This is a genomic window from Actinomadura sp. KC345 (genome assembly GCF_004348515.1).
Classification (GTDB): domain Bacteria; phylum Actinomycetota; class Actinomycetes; order Streptosporangiales; family Streptosporangiaceae; genus Spirillospora.
In genome coordinates this window covers 1-15513 of the sequence record NZ_SMKH01000184.1, presented here as the reverse complement: position 1 = coordinate 15513, position 15513 = coordinate 1, and the positions used below count along the sequence as shown (strand labels likewise).

18 protein-coding genes are annotated in these 15513 nt (G+C 71.9%); 8 read left to right on the top strand and 10 right to left on the bottom strand.

Translation table 11 applies throughout. The features are described 5' to 3' along the window. Both E1281_RS26080 and E1281_RS26075 read right to left on the bottom strand, forming a co-directional pair. Window positions 1–974 (bottom strand): carbohydrate kinase family protein (locus E1281_RS26080; protein WP_131882311.1); only part of this gene is annotated, 974 nt, incomplete at its 3' end. Between the two features lie 161 nt (window positions 975–1135). After that, window positions 1136–1495, bottom strand: a complete 360-nt coding sequence (locus E1281_RS26075; RefSeq protein WP_131882310.1) for an iron-sulfur cluster assembly accessory protein — start codon at window positions 1493–1495, stop codon at window positions 1136–1138. Window positions 1496–1729: 234 nt separating this feature from the next. On the opposite strand from E1281_RS26075, the gene nadA reads away from it, so the two are divergent. Continuing rightward, a complete protein-coding gene (gene nadA / locus E1281_RS26070) occupies window positions 1730–2890 on the top strand; it encodes a quinolinate synthase NadA (RefSeq protein WP_131882309.1) in 1161 nt (386 codons plus the stop codon). An 85-nt stretch (window positions 2891–2975) separates the two neighbouring features. Here the strand turns inward: nadA and E1281_RS26065 are convergent, their stop codons facing one another. The 6 genes from E1281_RS26065 to E1281_RS26040 all read right to left on the bottom strand — a co-directional run bounded on the left by E1281_RS26065 (window position 2976) and on the right by E1281_RS26040 (window position 7272). Beyond that, window positions 2976–3584, bottom strand: coding sequence for a hypothetical protein (locus E1281_RS26065; RefSeq protein ID WP_131882308.1), 609 nt, complete (start codon window positions 3582–3584; stop codon window positions 2976–2978). A 1-nt stretch (window position 3585) separates the two neighbouring features. Next, a complete protein-coding gene (locus tag E1281_RS26060) occupies window positions 3586–4503 on the bottom strand; it encodes a M48 family metalloprotease (RefSeq protein WP_131882307.1) in 918 nt (305 codons plus the stop codon). 82 nt (window positions 4504–4585) lie between these two features. Then, window positions 4586–5155: a hypothetical protein gene (locus E1281_RS26055; protein WP_131882306.1), complete on the bottom strand. Its 570-nt coding sequence runs from the start codon at window positions 5153–5155 to the stop codon at window positions 4586–4588. 3 nt (window positions 5156–5158) lie between these two features. Further along, window positions 5159–6076, bottom strand: coding sequence for a zinc metalloprotease HtpX (gene htpX / locus E1281_RS26050; RefSeq protein ID WP_131882305.1), 918 nt, complete (start codon window positions 6074–6076; stop codon window positions 5159–5161). Between the two features lie 117 nt (window positions 6077–6193). Then, the gene (locus E1281_RS26045; protein ID WP_131882304.1) at window positions 6194–6472 is read right to left on the bottom strand and encodes a hypothetical protein; all 279 of its coding nucleotides are present in this window, start codon (window positions 6470–6472) and stop codon (window positions 6194–6196) included. Then, on the bottom strand, window positions 6469–7272 hold the full coding sequence (locus E1281_RS26040) for a PspA/IM30 family protein (protein ID WP_131882303.1): 804 nt from the start codon (window positions 7270–7272) through the stop codon (window positions 6469–6471). The genes E1281_RS26045 and E1281_RS26040 overlap by 4 nt, the downstream gene beginning before the upstream one ends. A gap of 133 nt (window positions 7273–7405) precedes the next feature. Between E1281_RS26040 and E1281_RS26035 the strand changes: the two genes are divergently transcribed. Then, entirely contained in the window at window positions 7406–7981 is a 576-nt protein-coding gene (locus E1281_RS26035; protein ID WP_131882302.1) for a DUF3043 domain-containing protein, read from the top strand. A 70-nt stretch (window positions 7982–8051) separates the two neighbouring features. Next, a complete protein-coding gene (locus E1281_RS26030) occupies window positions 8052–9053 on the top strand; it encodes an aldo/keto reductase family protein (RefSeq protein ID WP_131882301.1) in 1002 nt (333 codons plus the stop codon). A gap of 69 nt (window positions 9054–9122) precedes the next feature. On the opposite strand, the gene E1281_RS26025 is transcribed toward E1281_RS26030, so the two are convergent. Further along, on the bottom strand, window positions 9123–9302 hold the full coding sequence (locus tag E1281_RS26025) for a hypothetical protein (RefSeq protein ID WP_347813311.1): 180 nt from the start codon (window positions 9300–9302) through the stop codon (window positions 9123–9125). 120 nt (window positions 9303–9422) lie between these two features. After that, on the bottom strand, window positions 9423–10274 hold the full coding sequence (locus E1281_RS26020) for a thioredoxin domain-containing protein (protein ID WP_131882299.1): 852 nt from the start codon (window positions 10272–10274) through the stop codon (window positions 9423–9425). A gap of 66 nt (window positions 10275–10340) precedes the next feature. Here E1281_RS26020 and E1281_RS42115 point away from each other — a divergent pair, with 66 nt between their 5' ends. From E1281_RS42115 to E1281_RS25995, 5 genes are all read left to right on the top strand, one after another. Beyond that, complete coding sequence (locus tag E1281_RS42115) at window positions 10341–11285, top strand: bifunctional adenosylcobinamide kinase/adenosylcobinamide-phosphate guanylyltransferase (protein ID WP_165959109.1); 945 nt, start codon at window positions 10341–10343, stop codon at window positions 11283–11285. Further along, on the top strand, window positions 11282–12049 hold the full coding sequence (locus E1281_RS26010; protein ID WP_165959108.1) for an adenosylcobinamide-GDP ribazoletransferase: 768 nt from the start codon (window positions 11282–11284) through the stop codon (window positions 12047–12049). Before E1281_RS42115 ends, E1281_RS26010 begins: the two co-directional genes overlap by 4 nt. A gap of 70 nt (window positions 12050–12119) precedes the next feature. Beyond that, window positions 12120–13619 (top strand): leucyl aminopeptidase, encoded by a 1500-nt coding sequence (locus E1281_RS26005; RefSeq protein WP_243717409.1) that lies wholly within the window; start codon window positions 12120–12122, stop codon window positions 13617–13619. Window positions 13620–13756: 137 nt separating this feature from the next. Beyond that, entirely contained in the window at window positions 13757–15151 is a 1395-nt protein-coding gene (lpdA, locus tag E1281_RS26000) for a dihydrolipoyl dehydrogenase (protein WP_131882295.1), read from the top strand. 35 nt (window positions 15152–15186) lie between these two features. Further along, window positions 15187–15513 (top strand): biotin/lipoyl-containing protein (locus E1281_RS25995; protein WP_347813310.1); only part of this gene is annotated, 327 nt, incomplete at its 3' end.

Sequence of the window (15513 nt, the reverse complement as noted above, 5' to 3'; positions counted from 1 at the left end):
CAGCTGATGTGGGGGGCGATCTCGTCGGCGGCGCCGGAGCCGTAGGCGGCGGCGAAGCGGTCGAGGAACGCCTGGCGGGCGAGCGTGTACTCCTGCGGCCCGCCGACCCCGAGGGCGTACGCGGCGATGGTGTTGCCGACCTGGGCGGCGCGCTCCAGGGACAGCTGCCAGCCGAGGGTCGTCAGGAACCCGGCGCGGAACGCGTCGCCGACGCCGGTCGGGTCGACGATGGAGTCGACGGAGACGCAGGGGACGTGCACCCCTTCCTCGCCCTTCCGGTCGATGGTGACGCCCTTGTCGCCGAGAGTGGTGACGCGGACGCCGACGCGGGAGAGGATGTCCTCGCTGGACCAGCCGGTCTTCTCCTCGCAGAGCGCCTTCTCGTACTCGTTGGTGAACAGGTAGGAGGCACCGTCGATGAGGCGGCGCACCTCCGCGCCGTCCATGCGGGCGAGCTGCTGGGACGGGTCCGCGGCGAACGGGATGCCGCGGTCGCGGCACTCGTCGGTGTGCCGCAGCATCGCCTCGGGGTCGTTCGGGCTGATCAGCACCATCCCGAGGCCGCCGACGCGGTCGGCCACCGGCTGCAGCTCGATCTCCCTGGCCTCGCTCATCGCGCCCGCGTAGAAGGTGGCGATCTGGTTCTGGTCCTGGTCGGTGTTGCACAGGAACCGGGCGGTGTGCCGCAGTTCCGACACGTGCACCGAGGCGGTGTCGACACCGTGCCGGTCGAGCCAGGAGCGGTAGTCGGCGAAGTCGTCCCCGACCGAGCCCACCAGGATCGATTCCTTGCCGAGGCTGGCCATGCCGAAGCAGATGTTGCCGGCCACGCCGCCGCGCCGGATCTCGAGCTCGTCCACCAGGAACGACAGCGACACGCGGTCGAGCTGGTCGGGCAGTAGCTGGTCGGTGAACCTTCCGGGGAAGGTCATCAGATGGTCGGTCGCGATGGAGCCTGTCACGGCGATGCGCACGGAGTCGCTCTCCTCGTCGTGGTCGTCCGGCTGTTCACCGGCTGTTTCGAACCCGGAAAGCGTAACCCCCCGCCGCACCGAGGATCACGACCGGAGTACCTCCGGCAACCGGAAAGAGGCGGCCGGGAAAGGTTTCCGGCCGCCTCTCACGGGGTCCCGGCTCAGTTGAAGGAGTCGCCGCAGGCGCAGGAACCCGACGCGTTCGGGTTGTCGATCGTGAAGCCCTGCTTCTCGATCGAGTCGACGAAGTCGATGGTGGCGCCGGTGAGATAGGGCGCGCTCATCCGGTCGACGCGCACGGCCAGGCCGCCGAAGTCCTGGATCTGGTCGCCGTCCTGCTGCCGCTCGTCGAAGAAGAGCTGGTAGATCAGGCCGGAGCAGCCGCCCGGCTGCACCGCGACACGCAGCGCGAGGTCGTCGCGGCCCTCCTGCTCGAGCAGGCCTCTGGCCTTCTCGGCGGCAGCGTCGGTGAGGACGACGCCCTGCGTGGTCTCCTGCGTGGTCTCACCTGAAACCGTCATGTGTTCAGCTCCCGGGTCTCGCTAACGCCGCGCGGGGCGGCGGGCTGTCGCTTGTCCGAGGACGCGTACGCCCCTTCCCGTAGGACAACGTACCTCGCCACATGGCCATTCCGCTTATCCGTCCCTTCTAACGCTAGGCGACGGTGCGGTCTACGTCACATCCCGGGCGGGCCGGGGATGTGCCATCATTAGTCGTCAAAGCGACGATAAGCCCCGTCGTGAAGGGAGCCCGCCGTGACCACCCAACTGCTGCTGCTCGGAGGCGGCGCCGACCCGGCCAGCGAACGCGGCGTGGACTGCCCCGGCGAGCTGCCGCCGGCCTCCGACCCCGCGCTGGTCGAGCGCGCCCGCGCCGCCAAGGCCGCCCTCGGCGAGAGGGTGTTCGTGCTCGGCCACCACTACCAGCGGGACGAGGTGATCCAGTTCGCGGACGTCACCGGCGACTCGTTCAAGCTGGCCCAGAAGGCGGCGGCACGGCCCGAGGCGTCCTACGTCGTGTTCTGCGGCGTCCACTTCATGGCGGAGTCGGCCGACATCCTGACCGCGCCCCACCAGCAGGTGATCCTGCCCGACCTCGGCGCGGGCTGCTCGATGGCCGACATGGCCACCTTCGACCAGGTCGAGGAGTGCTGGGAGGTCCTGGAGGACGCGGGCATCGCCGACGACGTGGTCCCGGTCACCTACATGAACTCGTCGGCCGACATCAAGGCGTTCGTCGGACGGCACGGCGGTGTGGTGTGCACCTCGTCCAACGCCAAGCGCGCTCTGGACTGGGCCTACGGCAAGGGCGAGGCAGGTTCGGGCGGTGGAAACAAGAAGGTCCTGTTCCTGCCCGACCAGCACCTCGGCCGCAACACCGCGGTCCTGCAGATGGGCTTCTCCCTGGACGACTGCGTGGTCTACAGCCCGCACCGCCGCGGGGGCGGCCTGACTCCGCGGCAGTTGCAGGACGCCAAGATGATCCTCTGGCGCGGCCACTGCTCGGTGCACGGCCGGTTCAGCCTGGACTCGGTGAACGAGGTCAGGGAGCGCGTCCCCGGAGTGAACGTCCTGGTGCACCCGGAGTGCCGGCACGAGGTCGTCACCGCCGCGGACGAGGTCGGCTCGACCGAGTACATCATCGAGGCGATCGAGGCGGCCGAGCCGGGATCGTCCTGGGCCATCGGCACCGAGCTGAACCTGGTCCGGCGGCTGGCGAACGCGCACCCGGACAAGAACGTCATGTTCCTCGACAAGACCGTCTGCTACTGCTCGACGATGAACCGCATCGACCTTCCTCACCTGGTGCTGTCGCTGGAGACGCTGGCCCGCGGCGACGTGGAGAACGTCATCCAGGTGGACGAGGACACCGCCCGCCACGCCCGCACCGCCCTCGACCGAATGCTCGCGCTTTAGCTCACTGGCGATCTTCCGGTGAGGCTCGCCTCCGGCGTCGCCTCACCGGTCAGGTCGCGCGCTCGGGTGCGTGGCCGGGGTCGTTTCAGGTGACGCCGGGGGCGTCCCAGACGGGGAACCAGCGGGCCGTGTCCGGTTCCATGGTGAGGTCGTCGGCGAGGGCGTCTCGGGCCTGGGTCTCGACGAGGTTGTTGCGGCGGCGCGTCCCCGGCTCGCCGGTCTCACCGGGGACGCGCGGGGCGAACGGGTAGAAGGTCCCGCGGCCCGGCGCATGGACCAGGAGCAGCCGCTGCGGCCCGTCCCCCCGGCGGAAGCCGGCCACCGTGCACAGCAGGTACGGCCCGTATCCGGCGGCGGTCAGCGTGGCGTTGACCATGTGCAGGTCGGAGACCAGCCGCTCGAACGCGTCCGGCGGCCGGGTGACGTGCGCCCAGGCCCAGCCGTGCGGGCCCGCGCTCAGCCCCGTCTCGCGGGTCTCGTCGCCGTGCAGCAGCCGGACGACGTCCCGCTGCGCACGGTCGAACGCGCCGAACGGACCGCCCTCCACGAGGCGGTGGCAGACGGCGCCCGTACCGTCCGGGGCGAAGCCCGTCGCGGCCTCCAGCGCCGGTGCGGCGGCGGGCAGCTCGAACAGCCGGTCCAGGTCGGGCATGCCGGGCGTGTACCGTCCGAGCAGCCCGTCCAGGATCCCCACGTCAGCCGCCGCTCGCGAGCCGCCAGGAGATGGCCGACAGCCGCTCGGTGCGCGCCTCCAGCGTCGGATGGCTGGACAGCAGGCCGTCCACGCTCCCGCCGCGCGCCCCGACCACGCACAGGGCGCTCACCGGGCGCAGCGCCCGCAGATCGTTCCGGGACGCGTCCCGCAGGCCGTCGCTGATCTTGCCCAGGGCGGACGCGAGGTCGGCGGGACGCCCGGTCAGCAGCGCGCCCGTGGAGTCGGCGCACAGCTCACGGTGCCGCGACAGAGCGAGCCCGACCAGCGTCCCGACGCCGTGGAGCACCGCCGCCGCCACCCCGAGCGGCAGCAGGACCACCCCGCCCGCCACGGCCGCGACGCGTCCGGCGCCGTACTTGTCCCGGCCGGTCACGAGGCCCGTCCACCAGCCGAGGAACAGGCCCGCGCACAGGCCGGGGAACGCGGCGACCGCCCCGACGAGCACGTCCCGGTTGGCGACGTGCGCCGTCTCGTGGGCGAGGACGGCCGCGAGCTCGGCCGGTTCGAGGCGCGAGCGCAGCCCGGCGGTGACGCACACCACCGCCGAGCCGGGGCCCGACCCGGCGGCGAACGCGTTGGGCATCTCCAGCGGGGAGACGGCGAGGCGGGGCTTGGGCAGGCCGGACGACATGCACAGCCGGTCAAGGACGGCGTGCAGCTCCGGCTCCTCGTCGGAGCCGACCGGGCGCGCGTCCATCGCGTACAGCGCCAGCCGGTCCGCCGCCCGGGCCGAGACGACCGCGAGGGCCACCGCGGCGGCCGCCGCGGCCGCGCCCCACACCGGACCGGCGAGGAACGCGGGCAGCACGGCGGCCGTGTACACGAGCGCGACCAGGGCCGCCGTGGCGAGCATCCGCCAGGTCAGCCCGGAGTCGGGTGCGTCACGGGAGGGCGCCATGGCCCGACGCTAGCCCGGCCGGGTACGGCGTTCAGCGTCTTATGACACAAAACCCGGATACGAGATGGTTACGACCGGGAGATCACAGGCCCGGGGCGCCCCAGACGGGGAACCAGCGGGCGAGGTCGTCCTCGAACGCCAGGTCGGCGCCGACCGCGCCGCGCACCTGGAGTTCGAGCGCGTTGTCGCGCTTGTCAGCCGGGAGCGGGGCGAACGGGTAGAACGTGCCGCGCTTGTAGAGGTAGACGAGGGCGAGGCGCTGCCCGTCGGGCCCGCGGAAGCCCGCCAGCGAGCACAGCAGGTGCGGGCCGAACCCGCCGGACTCCAGCGTCGCGTTCACCGCGTGCAGGTCGGTGACGAGGTCGGGCAGCTCCTCGGGGCTGTGCTTGGCGAGCAGCCAGGTGTAGCCGTAGGAGTCCGTGCTGATCTCGACCTTGGGTCCCTCGTCGGCGTCCAGCAGCTCCTGGACATCGCGCTGCAGCCGCGCGAACGCCCCGCCCTCCGCGGCGCGGAAGCACACCGAGCCGAGTCCGGTCGGGGTGAACCCCGTCGCGGCCTCCAGCGTGATGGCCGCCGTCGACAGCCCGAAGATCCGGTCCAGGTCGGGCTTGACCGGCTTGGAGCGGCCGAGCAACGTGTCCAGGAAACCCACGGATCAGACTCCCCTGCTGAGCTGTTCGGAGATCTTCGAGAGCTGGGCGAGCCGCTTGTCCAGCGGCGGGTGCGTCGAGAACAGCGCCGAGACGCTGACGCCCCGGCCGAGCGCCGGCGTGAAGAAGAACGCGTTGAACGCCTGCGCGGACCTCAGGTCGTTGGTCGGGATCCGCGCGATCTCCCCGCTGACCTTCGTCAGCGCGCTGGCGAGCGCGGAGGGGCGGCCGGTCAGCAGCGCTGCGGCCCGGTCGGCCGACAGCTCCCGGTAGCGCGACAGCGCCCGGGTGAGCAGGAAGCTGATCGCGTAGGCCAGGGCGCTGGCCGCGACCACGGCCAGCAGGATCAGGCCGGTGTTCTGGTCGTTGCTCCGGCGCCCGAAACCGCCCCACAGCCCGATGTGCAGCCCGAACCGGGTGATCAGGCCGGCGCAGATGCCGAGGAACGAGGCGATCGTCATGACCGCGACGTCCTTGTGCGCGACGTGCGCCATCTCGTGCGCGAGGACGCCCTCCAGCTCGACCGGGTCGAGCCGGCGCAGCAGCCCGGTGGTGACGCAGACGACGGCCCTCTTCTGGTTGCGCCCGGTGGCGAACGCGTTCGGCACGTCGGTGTCGGCGATCGCGACCCTGGGCTTCGGGGCGTCCGACAGCGCGATGATCCGGTCGATGACGCCGTGCAGCTCCGGCGCCTCCTCCGGGGAGACGATCTTGCCGTGCATGGCGAACAGCGTCATCTTGTCGGAGAAGAAGTACTGGGCGAGCAGGAACAGGCCCGCCACGGCCAGCGCGACGAAGGCCCACTCGGGCACGAAGACGAAGAACGCCCCCACGAAGACGACGTAGACCAACCCCAGCAGGAACATCGTCACGAGCATGCGCGACGTCAGCCCCCGGTCGGAGGCGTAGCGCGTACTGGCCATGCGGCCACCCCCTGTTTGTTCCCCGATTCGTTATTCAGTTGTCATAACGCACGAGACCCGGATTTTGTGCCTGATTGCCCAGTTCGGCCGGGGGGAGGCCGCCGGGTCCCGTGCGTGTCAGTCGGGAATCAGGCCCTCGTCCCCGAGCATCGAGCGCACCTCGTCGATGTGCGCGTCCGACGGCGGAAGGATGAGCTCGGACGGCGCCAGGCTGTCCGGCGGAAGCGGCTTGCCCACCTTGCGGACGTTCTCCAGCAGCGCGTGCAGCGCGGCGCGGAAGGTCGCCTCGTCGCCCGACTCGATCGCCGACTCGAGTTCGTCGTCGAGCGTGTTGAGGGCGGACAGGTCCTCGTCGGCCACGTCCAGCTGACCCTCGCCCATCAGGCGGACGATCACTGGGCACCCCCGGGGTTCTGCGGCCACTGGGCCTGCTGGGGGGTGTCCTGCTGCTGCGGCTGCGCGGTCGGGCTGCCCTCGTTCAGCTGCTTGGGCGCGGGGCCCTGGCCGAGTTCGGCCTTGAGCCGCTCCAGCTCCATGTCGACGCCGGGGCCGGAGCCCATCCGGTCCAGCTCGGCCTGGATGTCGTCCTTGGGACCGGAGAAGTCCTCCAGGGCGCCCGAGGCCAGCAGCTCGTCGATCGCGCCGGCGCGCGCCTTCATGGTGTCGGTCTTCTCCTCGGCGCGCTGGATCGCCAGGCCGACGTCGCCCATCTCCTCGGAGATGCCGGAGAACGCCTCGTTGACCTTGGTCTGCGCCTCGGCCGCCGTGTAGGTCGCCTTGATCGTCTCCTTGCGGGTGCGGAAGGAGTCCACCTTGGCCTGGAGCCGCTGGGAGGCGAGCGTGAGCTTCTCCTCCTCGCCCTGCAGCTGCTGGTACTGGACGCGCAGGTCGTTCAGCTGGCTCTCCAGCCCGGACCGGCGGGTCAGCGCCTCGCGGGCGAGGTCCTCACGGCCGACCTGCAGCGCTTTCTTGCCCTGGTCGGTCAGCTTCTCCTGCTGCTGTTCAAGCTGGTTGATCTGCAGCTCGAGACGCTTGCGCGAGGTGGCGACGTCGGCGACCCCGCGACGGACCTTCTGCAGCATCTCCAGCTGTCGCTGGTAGGAGTAATCGAGGGTCTCACGAGGATCCTCCGCCCGGTCCAACGCCTTGTTGGCCTTGGCCTTGAAGATCATCGACATTCTTTTCATCACGCTCATCGCGCGGCGCCGGTCCCTTCGTGCTGTCGCCTCAGTCGTGAACTGGGCTCAATGACCACTGCTGGGGTTCTTATCACCCTACGCGTTAACGCGCGAGGCAGCCACGATGTTCGCAGCCCGGTAGGCTGATCCTGTGTTCAAGCGTCGTACCCCTGAGGCCCCGGCGAATCCTCCTCAGGTAGTAAAGCCGGGAGGCAAGGGCCGCCCCACGCCCAAGCGCAGGGATGCCGAGAAACTCCGCCGGCAGCCGATCACCGCACCGGCCACCCGCAAGGAGGCCTACAAGAAGCTGCGGGAGAAGCAGGCCACCGACCGCGCCAAGGTCCGGCAGGGCATGGCCAAGGGCGACGAGGCGCACCTCCTCAAGCGGGACAAGGGCCCGGTGCGCAAGCTCGCGCGCGACTACGTCGACTCGCGGCGGACGTTCGGCTCCTACCTCATGTACGCCATGTTCGCGATCGTGCTGCTGAGCATGATGCCGATTCCGGTCGCCCGGCTGCTGGTGCTGTTCGCGCCGCCGCTGCTGCTCTTCGTCGTGTTCGCCGAGGGCATCATGCTGAGCCGCGGGATCAAGAGGCTCGCCGCCGAGCGCTACCCCGAGGAGAGCGCCAAGGGCGTCGGCATGTACGCGGCGATGCGCGCCATGCAGATCCGGCGGCTGCGGATCCCCAACCCGCAGGTGAAGATCGGCGAGAAGGAGAAGGTCTGACCGGCCGGCCCCCGGCCCGCTCCTCCTGCTCGACACGGGCCCGATCAGCGGCGGGCTAGGGTCGGGAGCCATGGAGTTCCGAAACCTGGGCCGGAGCGGTCTGAAGATCAGCGAGATCGCGTACGGCAACTGGCTCACCCACGGCTCCCAGGTCGAGGAGGACGCGGCACGCGCGTGCGTGCGGGCGGCCCTCGACGAGGGGATCACCACCTTCGACACCGCCGACGTCTACGCCGGAACGCGCGCCGAGGACGTCCTCGGACGCGCGCTCAAGGGGCAGCGCCGCGAGGGCCTGGAGATCTTCACCAAGGTCTACTGGCCCACCGGCCCCGGCAGGAACGACCGGGGCCTGTCGCGCAAGCACATCATGGAGTCCGCCCACGCCTCCCTGCGCCGGCTCGGAACCGATTACGTGGACCTCTACCAGGCCCACCGGTTCGACTACGAGACGCCTCTGGAGGAGACGCTGCGGGCGTTCGACGACCTCGTCCGGCAGGGCAAGGTCCTCTACGTCGGCGTCTCGGAGTGGCGGGCCGAGGAGATCGAGCGCGCACTCAGGATCGCCGACGAGATGGGGTTCGACCGGATCGTCTCCAGCCAGCCGCAGTACTCGATGCTGTGGCGGGTCATCGAGGAGGAGGTCGTCCCGCTGTGCGAGCGGGAAGGCGTCGGCCAGATCGTCTGGTCCCCGATCGCGCAGGGCGTGCTCACCGGCAAGTACAAGCCGGGGCAGCCGCTGCCCGAGGGGTCGCGCGCCACCGACGACAAGGGCGGCGCCGACATGATCAAGCGCTACCTGAACGACGACCTGCTCGCCCGCGTGCAGGAGCTGCGGCCCATCGCCGCCGACCTCGGGCTGTCGATGGCGCAGCTCGCCATCGCCTGGACGCTGCAGAACCCGAACGTGTCGGCGGCGATCGTGGGCGCGTCGCGTCCGGAACAGGTCACCGACAACGTGAAGGCCGCCGGAGTGGAACTGGACGCCGACGTGCTGAAGCGGATCGACGACGTCCTCGACCCGGTCGTCATCCGCGACCCCGGCAAGACCGTCAGCCCGAGCCGCCGTCCCTGACGGCCGGCGCGGCCGCCGGAAGGGCCGCGGGATCGTCGCCCGCGGCCCTTCCGCGCTCACTCGGCCCCGTCACTCCGGGTCGTGCAGGCTCATCTCGTAGACGAGCGTCTCGCCGTCTAGGAGGGCCACCTTGTCGACCTCCTCGGCACGCAGCCCTCGCCAGTTCTCGCCCAGCCAGCTCTCCGCGTCCGCCTGAGTGGAGAAGGTCTCCTCCGAAACACCGACCGTCCGCCCGTCGGCCCTCTCCAAACGCCAGCTCCACGCCATCGCGCTCGACCTCCTGTGTTCATTGCCGCCCGGCCCACTGCGCTCGCCTAGCGGCTCACTCCGTGACCGTTCCTGGTGCGAGCTCGGGGTTGTTACAGGTTTCTAGGACGCGGCCTGGATGGCTCGGCGCATCGCGTCAGGGCTCTCTATCTCGGACGAGCTTAGGGTGCGGCCGTTCACCTGCACGCTGGGCGTGCCCTGGACCCCGGACGATATGTAGCCCTGGCTGACCTTCTTCACGCTCTCGGCGTAGCGCTGGGACTCGACGCATGATGTGAAGTCGCCACCGGTGATGCCGAGTTCGGCGGCGAAGGAGATCAGATCCGCCTTCGGGTAGCCGGTCGAGGTGAGGGAGGGCGGCTGGTTGGCGTAGAGCGCGTCCTGGTAGGAGAGCCATCGTGCGCCGTCGCCGACGCAGCGCAACGCCGCCGCAGCGCGGAGCGAGTTGTCGTGCGCCGGCTGGTTGGCCTCGTTGAAGACCAGCATCGGCCGGAAGACCACCTTGGCCTCCCCCGAGACCGCCAGTTCCTTGAGCATGGGGTCGTGCTTGCGGTCGAAGTCGCCGCAGTGCGGGCAGGCGAAGTCTACGTAGACGTCCACGACGGGGGACGTGACGCCCGGGCGGGCCATCGCCAGGCTCCCGTCGGGCTGCGGCGTGGCCTCGGCGCCGCCGGCGATCTTCCCGGCCTTCAGCTGGAGATCGCCGCCACCGCCTCCACCGTCGTCGCCGCCGTCGCCGTCTTGGAGGACGAAGAAGAAGACCGCGGCCAAGGCCAGTACCAGGACCAGGCCGCCGGCGCCGAGCGCGATCACCAGGCCGGCGCCGCCGCCCTTGCCGCGCGGCGGGGGCTGCGGTCCGGGCGGACCCGGCTGCCAGCCTGGCCCGCCGCCCGGCGGCGGCGAACCGTAGGGTGGCTGTGCGCCCGGCCATGGTGCGTTGGGGGGGTTGCCCACCGGGGTCCTCCTGACGGGGACGTCGTGATCCTTCCAGGTGAGCGTAATCGTAGGGTTCGGGCCAGGATGAACATCGAACTTCGCGGCATCGCCGCGCCGGAGGGCTGGCCCGCGCACGGGTGCCGCTGCGCGTCCTGCACCAGGCTCCGCGCCGCAGGGGTCCGGCATGAGCCGTTCACAGCCGTCGTCGACGGACGACCGCTGGACGATCTTCCCCGGACGCGCATACCCGGCGGGCACGACGTCCACGGCCCGTGCGGAGGGCGTGCCTTGGTGGCGGCCGCCCCGGGCGCCGCGCCGGAGCCCGGGGACGGCGTGGAGTACGACGCCGTGCTGCTGGACCTCGTGGGCTCCCCCGAACACCTGGGCTATCTGCGGCGCGTGGGAGCGGCGACGTCCAAGACCGAAGTGATGGCCGTTCACGTGGACCACCGCATCTCGTCGCCGGCGGAACTGGAACGCCGCATGGCCTTCTGGGAAGCCCCCCAAGAGGGCCCGCACCGGACCCTCCTCCTGGGTGGGGCGCGGTCGGGCAAGTCCGCCGAGGCGGAGCTACGCCTGGCGGCATGCCCCGAGGTCCTCTACGTCGCGACCGGCCCGGTCAACGACGACGACGCGGAATGGAACGAACGCGTCACGGCTCATCGGCTCCGCCGTCCGGCGTGGTGGCGCACCGCCGAGACGACCGACCTGGCGGGTGTTCTGGAGACCGCGACGGGCGCGGTCCTGGTGGACGGCATCGGCACCTGGCTCGCCGCCGCGATGGACGAGGCCGCCGCGTGGGACGATCCGGCGCTCGTCCAGCCGCTTCTGGACGATCTCGTCGCGGCATGGCGCACGACGCGGGCGCGCGTGGTCGCGGTGAGCGACGAGGTCGGCCTGTCGCTGGTGCCCGCGACTCCGTCCGGGCGCGCGTTCCGCGACATGCTCGGCCAGATCAACCGGCTGCTCGCGGCCGAGTCGGAGGACGCGGCGCTGGTCGTGGCGGGACGCGTCACGGAGCTCGCGTGATCGCCGGGCTGCGGCTGGCGGTCACGCTGCTCACCGTCGTCCCGCTCGGCACGGAGCGGGCGGACCGGGGCACCGCACGCGCCGCCATGCTGCTCGCCCCGGCGGTCGGCCTGATCACCGGCGGCGCCGCCGCCCTGGTGCTGCTGGCGGGCGGCCTGCTCGGCCTGTCCGGCCTCCCGGCCGCGGCGCTCGCGGTGGCCGCCACGGCGGCGGTCACCAGGGCGCTGCACCTGGACGGCCTGGCCGACCTCGCCGACGGCCTGGGCAGCGGGCGTCCCGCCGGCGAGGCGTTGACGATCATGAAGCGGTCCGACATCGGCCCGTTCGGCGTCGTGACCCTGCTCCTGACGCTGCTGATCCAGGTCGCCGCACTCGCCGCGGCCCCGGACCCCGCCGTGGCGGTTCTCGTGGCGTCGGCCGCCGGGCGCCTGGCGCTCCCCTGGGCCTGCCGCACCGGTGTCCCCTCCGCGCGGCCCGGCGGCCTCGGCGCCCTGGTGGCGGGCGCCGTGCCCGCCCGCTCCGCGTCCGCCGCGACGGCGGTGGTCCTGGCCGCCGCCGCGGCGGCCGGCACGGCGGCCGGGGGCCTCGGCGGCGCCCTCCACGCGGTGGCGGCGGTGGCCGCCGCGCTCGCCGCCGCCCTCCTGGTGCTCCGCCGCGCGGTCCGCCGCCTCGGCGGCGTGACCGGCGACGTCCTGGGCGCTCTGGTGGAGATCGCGACCACGGCCGCCTTGATCGTTCTCGCCGCCCTCCCGCCGGGCCGCTGAGCCCCCGGGACGGGCAATGCTTGATCCAAAAGGACGAAAGCGGTCATCGGGAGGACTAACATCGTGCTACGTGACGAGCATCAGCCTTGACAGCGCCACCCTGGCCGGAATCGACGTCGACGCGATCGTGATCGGAGTCGCCCCGGCCGAGGCGGGCCCCGCCCCGGCCGCCGGCTCCGCGGACCTCGACCGCGCGCTGGACGGGAGACTCGCCGAGGCGCTGGGCGCGCTGGGCGCCACCGGCAAGGCCGGTGAGGTCACCAAGCTGCCCGCGCTCGGCGCCGTCGCCGCCAAGGTCGTCGTCGCCGTGGGGCTGGGCGAGAAGCCCGCAGCCGAGGACGTGCGCCGCGCCGCGGGCGCCGCGATCCGCTCCCTCGCCGGCACCGCCAGGGTGGCCGTCGCGCTGCCCGCCCCGGAGGGCGCGGGACCCGCCGAGGGCGTCGAGGCCGTCGCGCTGGGCGCGCTGCTCGGCGCCTACTCGTTCGATTCCTACCGCACCGGCGGCGAGCACAAGAGCCCGGTCGCGGAGATCCGGCTGGTCGGCCCGGCCTCCGGCGAGGCCGCGGAGGCCGCCGTGGAGCGCGCCCGGACCATCGCCGCCTCGGTCCGGCTCGTCCGCGACCTCGTCAACACCCCGCCGTCCCACCTGTCCCCCGAGGACCTCGCCGACGAGGCCGAGCGGGTCGCCGGGGAGGCCGGCCTGTCCATCGAGGTGCTCGACGAGAAGGGGTTGGTGGAGGGCGGCTACGGAGGCATCGCGGGCGTCGGGCAGGGCTCGGTGAACCCGCCGCGGCTCGTCCGCCTGGGCTACACCCACCCCGAGGCGTCCAAGACCCTCGCGCTCGTCGGCAAGGGCATCACGTTCGACTCCGGCGGCCTGTCCCTCAAGCCCGCGGAGGCCATGGACTGGATGAAGTCCGACATGGGCGGGGCGGCCGCGGTGCTCGGCGCGCTGGCCGGCATCGCCGGGCTCGCGCCCAAGGTCAACGTGGTCGGCTACCTGGCCATCGCCGAGAACATGCCGAGCGGCACCGCCCAGCGCCCGTCCGACGTGCTGCGCGTCTACGGCGGCAAGACCGTCGAGGTCCTCAACACCGACGCCGAGGGGCGCCTGGTGCTGGCCGACGCCCTCGTCCGCTCGGGCGAGGACTCCCCCGACCTCATCGTGGACGTGGCCACGCTGACCGGCGCGCAGCTCGTCGCGCTCGGCACCCGGACCACCGGGGTCATGGCCAACGACGACGACGCACGTGAGAAGGTGGTCGCGGCGGCCGAGCGCGCCGGGGAGCCGTCGTGGGGCATGCCGCTCCCGGCGGAGCTGCGCAAGGGCCTCGACTCGGCGGTCGCCGACATCGCCAACATCAGCGGTGAGCGGTGGGGCGGCATGCTCGTCGCCGGGACGTTCCTCAAGGAGTTCGTGCCGGACGGCGTCAGGTGGGCCCACCTCGACATCGCGGGCCCGGCGTTCAACAAGGGCGAGCCCTACGGCTACACCCCGAAGGGCGGCACCGGCGCCGCGGCCCGGACGCTCATCCAGATCGCCGAGGACGTCGCGGCCGGAATCCTGTAGGGGGCCCGCCCGCTGTCATGGGGCGGAGAACAGAATAGATTTCTCGTGGCGGCGGGGGCCCGGTGTACCGGTGCGCCCCGCCCCCGCCCAGGGCGTCTCGATCCACGCGGCGCCACAACCGGGAAAGGGAGCGGACAGTGGCTGACAGCGGCCCCTTCGACATCGTCGTCCTAGGTGCCGGCAGCGGCGGATACGCGTGCGCGCTGCGCGCCGCCGAGCTCGGCAGGTCGGTAGCGCTCATCGAGCGCGACGAGTCCCTCGGCGGGACGTGCCTCAACCGCGGATGCATCCCCACCAAGGCGCTGCTGCACGCGGCCGAGGTGGCGGACCAGTCCCGCGAAGCCGCGAAGTTCGGCGTCAAGGCGACGTTCGAGGGCATCGACATCGCCGGTGTGAACGCCTACAAGGACAAGGTCGTCACGACGACCGTCAAGGGCCTCACCGGGCTGATCAAGACGCGGGGCATCGAGATCGTGCACGGCACCGGCCGGCTGGCCGGGCCGACGACGGTCGAGGTCGCCACCGACGGCGGCACGGCCCGGACGATCGAGGGACGGCACATCGTGCTCGGCACGGGATCGGTGCCGAAGTCGCTGCCCGGCCTGGAGATCGACGGCGAGCGGATCATCTCCAGCGACCACGCGCTGCGGCTCGACCGCGTCCCGGGATCGGTCGTCATCCTCGGCGGCGGCGTGATCGGCGTCGAGTTCGCCAGCGTGTGGCGCTCGTTCGGCGCGGAGGTCACGATCGTCGAGGCCCTCCCGCACCTGCTGCCGGTGGAGGAGGAGTCCGGCTCCAAGCGCCTGGAGCGGGCGTTCCGCAAGCGCGGCATCAAGTTCGAGGTCGGCACCCGCTTCGAGAGCGTCAAGCCGACCCAGGGCGGCGTCTCCGTGACCCTGGAAGGCGGCAAGAACGTCGACGCGGAGCTGCTGCTGGTGGCGGTGGGGCGCGCACCGGTCTCCGAGGGCATCGGCCTGGCCGAGGCCGGCGTCGAGACCGAGGGCGGGTTCGTCAAGGTCGACGAGTACTGCCGGACGAACGTCCCCACGATCTCCGCGGTCGGGGACCTGATCCAGACGCCGCAGCTCGCCCATGTCGGCTTCGCCGAGGGCATCCTCGTCGCCGAGCGCCTCGGCGGCCTCGCCCCGGCCCCGATCGACTACGACGGCGTCCCCCGCATCACCTACTCCGACCCCGAGGTGGCCTCGGTCGGCATCACGTCCGCCGTGGCCCGCGAACGCGGGTACGAGATCAAGGAGGTCGCCTACGACCTCGCGGGCAACCCCAAGAGCAAGATCCTGGGGGCGCAGGGCGAGGTCAAGGTGATCGCGGCCGTGGACGGTCCCGTCCTCGGCATCCACATGGTCGGCCCGCGCGTCGGCGAGCTCATCGCGGAGGGCCAGCTCATCTACAACTGGGAGGCCCTGCCCGGCGAGGTCGCCCAGCTGATCCACCCCCACCCGACCCAGTCCGAGGCGGTCGGCGAGGCGCACCTCGCCCTCGCCGGCAAACCACTGCACGTGCACGGCTGAACGCCGCACAAGTATTCCGAAGGAGTCGCTGAGACATGCCGGTCTCCGTCACCATGCCCCAGCTCGGCGAGAGCGTCACCGAGGGCACCGTCACCCGCTGGCTCAAGAAGGAGGGCGAGCGCGTCGAGACCGACGAGCCGCTCCTGGAGGTGTCGACCGACAAGGTCGACACCGAGATCCCCTCGCCCGCCTCGGGCGTCCTGACCAGCATCACCGTCGCCGAGGACGAGACCGTCGAGGTCGGCGCCGAACTGGCCGTCATCGGGGACGAGGGCGAGGCGCCGTCCGGCGGCGGCGCCCCGGCCGCCGAGGAGCGGGAGACGCCCGAGCCGCAGGCCCAGGAGGCTCCGGCGGAGCAGCCC

Excerpts from the sequence above, each read along its gene's own strand:
- E1281_RS26075 (WP_131882310.1), bottom strand. The coding sequence starts at position 1,495 with ATGACGGTTTCAGGTGAGACCACGCAGGAGACCACGCAGGGCGTCGTC.
- E1281_RS26060 (WP_131882307.1), bottom strand. The coding sequence starts at position 4,503 with ATGGCGCCCTCCCGTGACGCACCCGACTCCGGGCTGACCTGGCGGATG.
- htpX (WP_131882305.1), bottom strand. The coding sequence starts at position 6,076 with ATGGCCAGTACGCGCTACGCCTCCGACCGGGGGCTGACGTCGCGCATG.
- E1281_RS26040 (WP_131882303.1), bottom strand. The coding sequence starts at position 7,272 with ATGAGCGTGATGAAAAGAATGTCGATGATCTTCAAGGCCAAGGCCAAC.
- E1281_RS26030 (WP_131882301.1), top strand. The coding sequence starts at position 8,052 with ATGGAGTTCCGAAACCTGGGCCGGAGCGGTCTGAAGATCAGCGAGATC.
- E1281_RS42115 (WP_165959109.1), top strand. The coding sequence starts at position 10,341 with ATGAACATCGAACTTCGCGGCATCGCCGCGCCGGAGGGCTGGCCCGCG.